This window comes from Paenibacillus sp. 2RAB27, from assembly GCF_052115445.1.
Classification (GTDB): Bacteria; Bacillota; Bacilli; order Paenibacillales; family NBRC-103111; genus Paenibacillus_E.
In genome coordinates, this window is the sequence record NZ_JBFRGR010000038.1 from 42,874 (window position 1) to 51,427 (window position 8,554).

The 8,554-nt window shown below is 45.6% G+C and carries 12 protein-coding genes and 1 other annotated feature; all 12 genes read left to right on the forward strand.

Features of this window, described 5'->3' with window-relative positions:
• The first annotated feature begins 20 nt into the window (after window positions 1–20).
• A complete protein-coding gene (locus AB4114_RS30580) occupies window positions 21–503 on the forward strand; it encodes a DUF6530 family protein (protein ID WP_171635990.1) in 483 nt (160 codons plus the stop codon).
• Window positions 504–508: 5 nt separating this feature from the next.
• On the forward strand, window positions 509–892 hold the full coding sequence (locus AB4114_RS30585) for a GIY-YIG nuclease family protein (RefSeq protein ID WP_441991789.1): 384 nt from the start codon (window positions 509–511) through the stop codon (window positions 890–892).
• 158 nt (window positions 893–1,050) lie between these two features.
• Window positions 1,051–2,034, forward strand: a complete 984-nt coding sequence (locus AB4114_RS30590) for an aldo/keto reductase (protein ID WP_441991798.1) — start codon at window positions 1,051–1,053, stop codon at window positions 2,032–2,034.
• A 38-nt stretch (window positions 2,035–2,072) separates the two neighbouring features.
• Window positions 2,073–2,687, forward strand: a complete 615-nt coding sequence (locus AB4114_RS30595) for a DUF3990 domain-containing protein (RefSeq protein ID WP_171635994.1) — start codon at window positions 2,073–2,075, stop codon at window positions 2,685–2,687.
• Window positions 2,656–2,952 (forward strand): hypothetical protein, encoded by a 297-nt coding sequence (locus AB4114_RS30600; RefSeq protein ID WP_171635996.1) that lies wholly within the window; start codon window positions 2,656–2,658, stop codon window positions 2,950–2,952. The genes AB4114_RS30595 and AB4114_RS30600 overlap by 32 nt, the downstream gene beginning before the upstream one ends.
• Window positions 2,953–3,017: 65 nt before the next feature.
• Window positions 3,018–3,836: a class I SAM-dependent methyltransferase gene (locus AB4114_RS30605; RefSeq protein WP_441991790.1), complete on the forward strand. Its 819-nt coding sequence runs from the start codon at window positions 3,018–3,020 to the stop codon at window positions 3,834–3,836.
• Window positions 3,837–3,879: 43 nt separating this feature from the next.
• The gene (locus tag AB4114_RS30610) at window positions 3,880–5,025 is read left to right on the forward strand and encodes an MFS transporter (protein ID WP_441991799.1); all 1,146 of its coding nucleotides are present in this window, start codon (window positions 3,880–3,882) and stop codon (window positions 5,023–5,025) included.
• 87 nt (window positions 5,026–5,112) lie between these two features.
• Window positions 5,113–5,601 carry an SRPBCC family protein gene (locus tag AB4114_RS30615; RefSeq protein ID WP_441991791.1) on the forward strand — a complete coding sequence of 163 codons (489 nt, stop codon included), beginning with the start codon at window positions 5,113–5,115 and terminating at the stop codon, window positions 5,599–5,601.
• Window positions 5,602–5,746: 145 nt separating this feature from the next.
• Window positions 5,747–6,580, forward strand: a complete 834-nt coding sequence (locus AB4114_RS30620; RefSeq protein ID WP_441991792.1) for a sugar phosphate isomerase/epimerase family protein — start codon at window positions 5,747–5,749, stop codon at window positions 6,578–6,580.
• Between the two features lie 85 nt (window positions 6,581–6,665).
• A complete protein-coding gene (locus AB4114_RS30625; RefSeq protein WP_441991793.1) occupies window positions 6,666–7,085 on the forward strand; it encodes an HIT family protein in 420 nt (139 codons plus the stop codon).
• Window positions 7,086–7,154: 69 nt separating this feature from the next.
• Window positions 7,155–7,380: a binding site (T-box leader), on the forward strand.
• Window positions 7,381–7,426: 46 nt separating this feature from the next.
• Entirely contained in the window at window positions 7,427–8,239 is an 813-nt protein-coding gene (locus tag AB4114_RS30630) for a class I SAM-dependent methyltransferase (RefSeq protein WP_441991794.1), read from the forward strand.
• 4 nt (window positions 8,240–8,243) lie between these two features.
• The coding region (locus AB4114_RS30635; RefSeq protein ID WP_441991795.1) for an NUDIX hydrolase at window positions 8,244–8,554 on the forward strand (311 nt) is incomplete at its 3' end.

The window sequence follows — 8,554 nt, forward strand, 5'->3', positions numbered from 1 at the left end:
TCTAACATGGAGGAATCACAATGAAAATCCCAACAACACTCAAACATAAACCTGTTATCGTAGCTGAGAACTATGCCAATATTGACGGTAGATACACGCAAAACACGGATACGCAAGGTCTTTCCTTAGGTCTAGCTCAGTGGAATGACAGAGGAAAGGTTGATATTTCGGCTAAAGTATGGCGCTACACGGGCGAGAAATGGTCACGCCAATCGGAAGAGTTGCCTTTGCACCGTGTGTTAGATCTAGCTATCCTCGTATGTCGTACGAAGCTTCATTTCCAAGAGGACGCTTATCGCTTTGAGAACGGGTATGACGCGGAGAATCCTATCATTGACAGAATCGGCCTGCAAGGGGATGCGATGACGGTAGGCGTATGTACAGATAATGAGAAAATCAATGAAGATATCAAGCTTTTCAGTCAAGCTTTGAGTGATGATGGAGAGTTGATTGGGGAGCGTTTAAGTACGCTTTCCAGGATTCTAAAAGAAATGGGGTATTAATCAACATGTTAGACAAACAGAAGAAAAAGGAGCTTGCGACTAATTATAAACAAACGTTTCGTGCCATGGGTGTTTATCAAATTCGCAATACCCAGAACGATAAAATATTTGTAAACGGCAGTATGGATCTCGATGGCATGAAGAATCGGCTTGAATTTTGCAAGCAGATGAATACCAATACATTCAATGAGCTCCAGAAGGACTGGGCGACGTTCGGTGGTCAATCGTTCGTATTTGAGGTGCTAGATCGCATCGAACCTAGGGATGAAATTATGCTGGATGCCGTGGATCTGAAGAGCTATCGAGCTGAGGTAGATGCGTTGCTTGAATTATGGCTCGAGAAGTTGGAGCCATACGACGATAATGGTTACAATAAACGAAAACGCTAGTCTTTCGTTTACTCCATCCCAAAAGGGGGTTCCGTCATAAGCGGGCTCCCCTTTTTTTGCATAAAGAGGGAGGTTTCCTCTTATCCTATGGCGAAATGGTGGTAGATGAAAATTATTAGAAACAGCTTGATAATATTTACATAGAAGGAGTGGGAATGATGAAATACCGTCAACTTGGCGATACAGAGCTTCGAATTAGTGAGGTTAGCTTCGGTACTTGGGCGATTGGTGGAGGCTGGGGTGAGGCAAATGACGATGAATCGATTCGAGGCTTACACCGTGCCATGGAGGCAGGTGTGAACTTTTTTGATACGGCGGATGTATATGGCTCGGGTCATGCAGAAGAGCTCTTAGCGAAAGCGACGAAAGGGAAAGAAGATGAGGTACACATCGCCACGAAGTTTTGCCGTTCGGGTGATATTCATGACCTTGCGACTTACTCGGAGCAAGCGGTTCGCCAATTTGCGGAAAACAGCTTGAAACGGTTAAATCGCGAGCGAATTGACCTGTATCAAATTCACTGTCCGCCGCTAGCGATCTTGAAGGATGGTTCGGTCTTCGAGGTGCTTGAGAAATTGAAAGCGGAKGGTAAAATTCGCCACTATGGCGTAAGCGTGGAGACGGTGGAAGAAGGTTTGTTCTGTCTCTCTGTTCCCGGTGTTAAAGCGCTGCAAGTGATTTTTAACTTGTTCCGTCAAAAGCCTGCCGACCTCCTCTTTCCGCAAGCGAACGCTGCTGKGGTAGGTATTCTGGTTCGGCTTCCCCTAGCCAGCGGCCTACTAACAGGGAAATTCACGACATCTAGCACATTTGCAGCGGATGATCACCGGAACTTTAATGCGAATGGCGATCAATTTAACGTGGGTGAGACGTTTGCAGGACTGCCATTTGCGAAAGGCGTAGAACTCGCGCAGGAATTGGCATGGATTGGCGAAGGTCGTGGGAACATGGCACGTGCTGCAATGCGTTGGATTTTGGAGAATCCCCACATTACTTGTATTATTCCTGGTTTTAAGAACGTCAAGCAAATTGAAGATAATTTAGCTACCCTTGAAGTTCAGGCGTTCTCTTCGGCAGAGCTAGTCCGTCTGAAGAGCTTCTATGCGACTGACGTACACGAACATATTCGTGGTGCTTACTAGCCTATTTAGAAGGGAAAGGGGTTTCAGAGGAAAGCGAAATGGATATAATAACACCACAACGTTTATATCATGGAACAACGGATAATCTCGTCAACCTTTTCAAAGATAAATTATTGGATAGCAGGTATTGGCGACCTGGCCGTGATTTCGGCGAAGGATTTTATACAACCATCTCAGCAGCGCAGGCGCGAAATTGGGCACGTAAGGCAGCGGCTCGATCGATTATGGGGCATGAGCTTGCCTGTGTGCTTGAAATTGAGCTGATCTCGATTCCTGCGAAGATGGAGCCGCTCATTTTTCTAAGTGATTCCTTAGCATGGGCTGAATTTGTAATGTCGCATCGCAGTGTCATGAATAAGGGAGAAGCGGACCCATGCCACAAGCATCCGGATATCATTATAGGACCAATGGCGGATGGTGATACTGGACGAATTATTGAAGAAGCAGTACAATTAAATAAAGATGTACATTGGTTTTATGATCAAATTTTACGCACCACACGCGGTCGGAAATTGGATGCGTTGCGTCTTGGCAATCAAGTGGTATTTTCCTCTGAGAAGTGGGAAGCATCCCTTAGGTTTGTAGGTTATAACATTTTTACGGGAGGCAGGTGGATCTACTATGAAAACACAAGTTCGGCTGAGTCTGTATGAACGCGGAATCGTTGATGCTCTTGTTCAGAGTTTCGGTTACACCTCGCAAGGTGCTCGAAAGCTTGTTGTCGAATATGTCGAGGTCATTCGTAAATTAGGTGGCTATGACACCTGTTATGATCATGCAGAGCGATTAGTCCAAGCAACAACCAACAATTATAAGCCAGAAGAGTGGTTGAAACGAATCAATGTCCTCGCGAAGGAAGCCGTCCAAGATAAAGGCATACTTCATCTAGAGGGACGATTACACGTTCATGTACGTTAAATATGTCGAGTAGAAGCTCATCCTATGGTTGAGCTTTTTTTGTCATGACTCAGAGGAGGGAATCTATGATTGAACATATTCGCACGAGTAATGTACAGCGATTTACCGGGTTCGGTGCGTTGTATGATGAAAGCCGGCCAACTGCGCCGCAGGAATTGATCAAGATTGTGACATCATATTTGGGAAGCAAACCTCAAACCGTTGTAGATGTAGGCTGCGGCACAGGGTTATCATCGTTTATCTGGTTGAATGATGCGGAGCGGATCATCGGCGTAGAGCCGAGTGATGACATGCGCGCAGTAGCGCTAGCCAAATGGGAGAGTATGAACCAGCCAGAGGCAATCCAATTTGTTAACGGGTTGTCTCATGAACTGGAGCTGCCATCCGATTCTGCAGACGTTGTCACGTGCTCACAATCGTTTCACTGGATGGAGCCGCAAAGCACTTTGCGTGAATTCGCGCGTATCCTTCGCCCTGGTGGCGTTTTCGCAGCTTATGATTGCGATTGGCCGCCTGTCGTTGACTGGGAAATTGAGCAGCAATATATGAAGCTTACATCATTAGGTGATCAACGGGCTGTTGAGCTGGCACCCAAGCATGAGCAAGCGCACAAATGGAACAAGGACGAGCACTTGAAGCAAATTCAATCATCGAGTTTATTCCGCTATGCAAGAGAAATTGTGTTTCATAATTGGGAGTCATGCGATGCAACCCGCTATGCCAATCTCGCGTTAAGTCAGGGCAGCTTACAATCCGCGATAAAGTTAGGTGCGAAAGAGCTTGAGGCAGAGGCAGCAGCGTTTCGCCAGTTTGTGGAGAAGGTATTCGCTGGTGAAGAACGATCCATCTTATTTGGATACCGCATGCGGATAGGCATCGTTTAGCTCTCACAGCTCTCACAGAAGAAAGAAGGGAACAGCTACGAAACTGAATGCATTTGTATTATTCTATGTCGTTATTTATATGGGGAACGCGGTTTATGGCACTTTCATGCCGGTGTATCTTAACAACGCGAAGTTTTCTCAGGAGCAGATCGGAGTCCTACTTAGTCTCGGACCCTTGATTGCCATGATTGGCCAACCTGTATGGGGCGCGTTAGGGGACCGTGCCAAATCCAAGAATCACATCCTGCGGTTATTAATTATAGGCAGCGGTATTTCGATTCTGTTCTTTCCGATCTCGCATCAATTTCTCTTTATTCTTGTCATCATTTGTATTTTTACTTTTTTCCAGACTTCCATATTTGCGTTAAGTGATGCCATTACCTTAGAGGAATTAGATCGACAGCCTACATGGAGCTTTGGCTTGATTCGGCTGGGAGGAACCGTTGGCTTCGCCATGATGTCACTCCTTTTCGGGTTCGTTGCCAAATCGTACATCGATTCCATGTTCCCGGTTTACGCTTGTACAATGGTAGCCGCTTTGCTTTGCTTATGGCGGTTTCCAGCTGCCGCTGGGCGACCAGCGAATGTAATGGGGCGGAAATTCCGTGAGCTGTTCAAAAATGGTAAACTCATGTTCTATATAGGCATGAATTTTATTATCCAAATTACGCTAGGCTATTATTATGCTTTCTTTCCGATTTATTTCAAGCAAATGGGCGGGGATAGTGTACTGTTAGGCTGGTCGATGACGATTTCGTCCTTGAGCGAGCTGCCTTTTCTATTATTTTCAGCAAAAATATTCAAGCGAATCCCTATCTCGATCATTTTACTCGTGGCTGCTCTGGCGTCATCCTTACGGTGGTTCTTATTCTCCCAGATTGAAGTGGCCCACTGGTTATTACCAGTTCAAGTCTTGCATGGCGTTATCTTTATCGTACTATCTGTGACGATTGCCACGATCATTAACCGCGAAGTACCAGCGGAATGGAAGGCAAGCGGACAAACGCTCAACGGCTTACTAAGCCTTGGAGCCGCTCGAATTATTGGCAGCTTCTTAGGTGGCTTCATGAGCGCAGCTTATGGGATGAGACAAGTATTCCTATACAGCTCATGGCTATCTATGGCGTGTGTCGTGGTGATTGGCGTCGTATTATTTACCCGAAGAAAGCACAATGAACTAGGGATATAGGTTCTCAAAACTTTCCGGAATTGGATGTCGTCCTAGAATTCGATATGATAGTAGCATATTAGTGTAATGAAAAGGAAGTGAACGGTTATGATCGAGAATGAAGCGATTCTTACCTATGAGCCTGAAGGTCAGCAGATCTGCATGACACGCGTGTTCAATGCGCCACGAGAGTTAGTGTTTAAAGCGTTTACGGATGCGGCGCTGATCGTGGAATGGCTTGGACCCCGCAAGCTAACGATGAAATTGGACACGTTTGAGCCGAGAAGCGGTGGCAACTGGCGGTATATTCATCTGGATAGCAATGGAAATGAGTATGCATTCCGCGGCGTGTACCATGAAGTTACTGCGCCTGAGCGGATTATTCAAACGTTCGAGTTTGAAGGACTTCCGGAGAAGGGACATGTTATCCTCGAATCGGCTAAATTCGAAGAACTCGAAGGCGGAAAGACCAAGCTAGTGATGGAGTCTGTGTTCCAATCGGTCGCTGATCGAGACGGCATGCTGCATTCAGGCATGGAGCAAGGGATGCAGGATTCGTATGAGCGGTTAGCGGAGCTTTTGGATCGCATCAAATAGTTGGGAGGAGAGCAGGCGCTGAGGCGACCTGCTTTTTTTCTTGAAAAATAGCATAATAAGATATCTTTTTGCGCATTCGAATATGGCGATTCCAGAACGACTTTGATAAGATATGACAAAATAGAGGAATGAAGGGATGGTAGCTATGCCATTTTTATCGCTAACGAGTTGGAGTTTACATCGAAATTTAGGTCCTTTGCGTTGGACTCGATGGGATGACAATAAGCAAACGCAATTCACGGAAGCTCAAGATCAACCAGAACTGCTTGCTTTGCTCGAACTACCAGCTGTACTAGCGGAGAAGGGGTTCACCTCGCTGGAAGTGTGTCATTTTCATTTTCCAGAGATGAATGAAGCATATCTGCTTGCGTTGAAAGGGGCATTTGCGGATGCGGGACTTCGATTTTACACACTACTGCTTGAATATGGGGATATCTCTAGTCCAGATGAGGTTCGTAGACAATCCGATATCGCATGGATCAAAGGTTGGATCGATGTCGCGGCCTTAGCAGGTGCGGAAAGAGTACGTATAATTGCAGGGGAAGCGGATCCATCGGACAGGGATGCCTTAGCACGATCGATCGAAGCCCTGCGTGAGTTAGGACAATATGGGAAGGATCATGGCGTACGCGTCGTGACAGAAAATTTCAAATCCCTATCCTCAACAGGTGATAACTGTCTTGCGATTTTGGAAGGATGTGGAGAAGTCATTGGATTTACTTCCGATTTCGGGAATTTCAAAGGTGAACAGAAATTCGATGAGTTAGTCCAGACGATTCCACTTAGTGAATCCATCCATGCCAAAGCGCAAACCAATACCGAGGGAGTTCCAGATGAGGCGGAGTTTATTCGCTGCTTAAACATCGCCAAACAGGCAGGCTATGAAGGGCCGCTTACGCTTGTCTATGATGGCCCAGGTGATATGTGGGACGGTATTGAGCGTGTTAGGAAGCTGGCGGATCCCTATTGTTCCATATAGGAAGTGTATCTGCTCCGATGTGAAGTATGCTATGATACTAGTAATGTTATCCATTAACTAATCGCTAGAATAGGAGACTTCCACCATGACCCCAGTATGTAATTATTGCAGCAAGAACGAGGCATTATCGAACTTAATGATTGAAATCGGACAATTGCGTGTATCTACGTTGTACTTATTCAAAGAGCAAACGTATAAGGGGCGCTGTATTGTTGCTCTGAATGAGCATCACAGCGAATTCTTTCACTTGTCTCAAGAGAATCAGGATCTGTACATGCGCGATGTGGCTCAGGCTGCAGCTGCAGTGGAACGTGCTTTTTCTCCGGATAAAATCAATTATGGCGCCTTTGGCGATACGATGCCTCATGTGCATTTCCATATTGTTCCGAAATATAAGGATGGGTACACGTGGGGGAAAATGTTCGAAATGAATCCCGCGGACAATAAGCAATTGTCTGAGCAAGAATATGAGGAAATCATTGGTCAATTGAAAGAACATTTGTAGCGTCAAAGAATCCATTGACAGGAAGTATTTGGGAATATACACTTACATCACATCCAACTTTATACATATCCAAACGCAATGATTGGGACCAGTAAGGAACACCTATTGTCCAGAGAGCTGTCGCTTCGGTGGAAGTCAGCCAATAGCTTCCCCAACTCACCCTTGAGCGGTAAGATCGAAATGTCTTGTAGATCTTAACGGTTAACCTCCGTCATCAGGTCTCAAGGATTTGTAACGATTCATGTTGCGAATCAAGAAGAGTGGTACCGCGAAGGTTTAACCTGTCGCCTCTTTGTAGGCGATGGGTTTTTTGGCATTTTCAAAAAGGGAGGGAAAAATGAATGAAGAATGTGATCGATTACTATGCCAAGTTTGATGAATGGGGAAGACTAGATCGCGAACCTATTGAGTTTACGGTAAATTGGCACTACATGAAGAAGTATCTCCCTCGTGGTGGCCATGTCCTAGACAACGGGGCAGGACCAGGCAAATACGCAATGGAAATAGCGAAACTCGGCAATCATGTAACGCTTACTGATCTTACGCCTGATCTCGTCGAGATTGCGAAAGATAAAGCAAATGAGCTTGGTTTAGTAGACATGTTTAATGGTTTTCATGCGCTGAACGCAACGAGTTTAGAGGGGCTATCAGATGCAACCTTTGATGCTTCATTGATGTTGGGACCATTGTATCATTTGCAAGTAGAAGAGGATCGCATTGCTGCCGCAAGGGAATTGTATCGTGTGACCAAGAACGATGGCATCGTGTTTGTCGCTTTTCAAAGTCGGATGCGAATGCTTCTAACTTCGTTGCTCTCCCCAAATGCTTGGAAACCGAATGACAACATGGCTGCGATTGAGCATTTTATAGAGGAAGGTATTTTTAATCATACAGATGCAGGTCGTTTCACGGGGGCTTATTATTACAATGTGGAAGACATCAAGCCTTTTATGGAAAGCCAAGGATTTGAGACATTAGATCTGATTGGTTCTTCTAATCTTGGGGCATTGTTATCGCAAGAACAGAAGCAATATTGGACGGATCGTGGGGAAAAGGACGCGTTTATTGATCTTCTCATTCGACTAGCGCGTGATCCATCGGTGTTAGGGGTTTCCTCGCATTTGTTATATATCGGGAGAAAAGTAGGAGTGTGAAGAGATGACAGAACGTGATGTAAGCCTTAAATGGTTAGACTGGGCCAAACAAATACAAGCGATTGCCCAGATCGGTTTAACGTACTCGAAGGATGTCTACGATTTGGAACGTTTCCAGGGGCTTCGGGAAATAAGTGTTGATATTCTAGATACGTACACGTTGGTGGGTAAGGATACGATTAACCTTAGCTTTGCCAATGAAACCGGGTACGCCACACCGAAGGTTGATATTCGAGGCGTTGTTTTTGAAGAGGATAAAATACTACTTGTGAAAGAAAAAGCAGATGGTGCCTGGGCTCTACCAGGGGGTTGGGC

Coding starts and splice junctions, on each gene's coding strand:
- AB4114_RS30605 (WP_441991790.1), top strand. CDS start 3,018: ATGATTGAACATATTCGCACGAGTAATGTACAGCGATTTACCGGGTTC.
- AB4114_RS30630 (WP_441991794.1), top strand. CDS start 7,427: ATGAAGAATGTGATCGATTACTATGCCAAGTTTGATGAATGGGGAAGA.
- AB4114_RS30625 (WP_441991793.1), top strand. CDS start 6,666: ATGACCCCAGTATGTAATTATTGCAGCAAGAACGAGGCATTATCGAAC.
- AB4114_RS30580 (WP_171635990.1), top strand. CDS start 21: ATGAAAATCCCAACAACACTCAAACATAAACCTGTTATCGTAGCTGAG.
- AB4114_RS30600 (WP_171635996.1), top strand. CDS start 2,656: ATGAAAACACAAGTTCGGCTGAGTCTGTATGAACGCGGAATCGTTGAT.
- AB4114_RS30615 (WP_441991791.1), top strand. CDS start 5,113: ATGATCGAGAATGAAGCGATTCTTACCTATGAGCCTGAAGGTCAGCAG.
- AB4114_RS30585 (WP_441991789.1), top strand. CDS start 509: ATGTTAGACAAACAGAAGAAAAAGGAGCTTGCGACTAATTATAAACAA.
- AB4114_RS30595 (WP_171635994.1), top strand. CDS start 2,073: ATGGATATAATAACACCACAACGTTTATATCATGGAACAACGGATAAT.
- AB4114_RS30620 (WP_441991792.1), top strand. CDS start 5,747: ATGCCATTTTTATCGCTAACGAGTTGGAGTTTACATCGAAATTTAGGT.